Origin of the sequence: Ascidiimonas meishanensis (genome assembly GCF_037782385.1) — a bacterium.
GTDB lineage: Bacteria > Bacteroidota > Bacteroidia > Flavobacteriales > Flavobacteriaceae > Ascidiimonas > Ascidiimonas meishanensis.
The window spans coordinates 1-630 of the sequence record NZ_JBBEXD010000059.1; the positions used below are offsets into that span (position 1 = coordinate 1).

The following is a 630-nucleotide window of genomic DNA, read 5'->3' on the forward strand; positions in this document are numbered from 1 at the left end:
TGCCTCCCTATTGTCCAGTCAGCCTTATGTAGCGCCCAGAAATCTAACCGAACAAACGCTCGTTACTATCTGGCAAAAGTTATTGGGGGTTGAACAAATTGGTGTACATGATAACTTCTTTGAACTGGGAGGGCATAGCCTATTGGCTACAAGACTCGTTTCCATGATACGGAAAGAACTCGATATGGAGATATCTATTAAGAATATTTTTCAATTCAATACTATAGAAGAATTAGCAAATTCTATCCGTGTTATTTCTTTAAATCAATTGAAAAATGATAAAGAACAAATCACAATTATAAAAATTTAAAGAACATTATGATTATAAATATTTTAGACAAAGCAAGAAAAGAGGGTATTGACTTGTTCTTAGATAACGAGGAGTTAAGTTTAAAATTTAAAAATTCAATTACAATTGATCCTGATTTATTAGCATCAATAAAAACCGAAAAAAAAGGGATTATAGCTTATTTGAAAAAATATCAAAATATTGATAATACAAAAAAAATATCCATACCTATTGGATCATATAACCGAAATGATTTAGTAAATATTCCTTTATCTTTTAGCCAGGAAAGACTCTGGTTTTTAGATCAACTCGAAGGGAGCATCGCATACCACATTCCAATG

General features: G+C 31.0%; 2 protein-coding genes. Both read left to right on the forward strand.

The genetic code is table 11. The features are described 5' to 3' along the window. Window positions 1-310: phosphopantetheine-binding protein (locus tag WBG07_RS19420; protein ID WP_340203802.1), on the forward strand; the 310-nt coding region annotated here is incomplete at its 5' end. Window positions 311-318: 8 nt separating this feature from the next. Continuing rightward, window positions 319-630, forward strand: a 312-nt coding sequence (locus tag WBG07_RS19425) for a TubC N-terminal docking domain-related protein (protein ID WP_340203804.1), incomplete at its 3' end; no start/stop codon positions are given.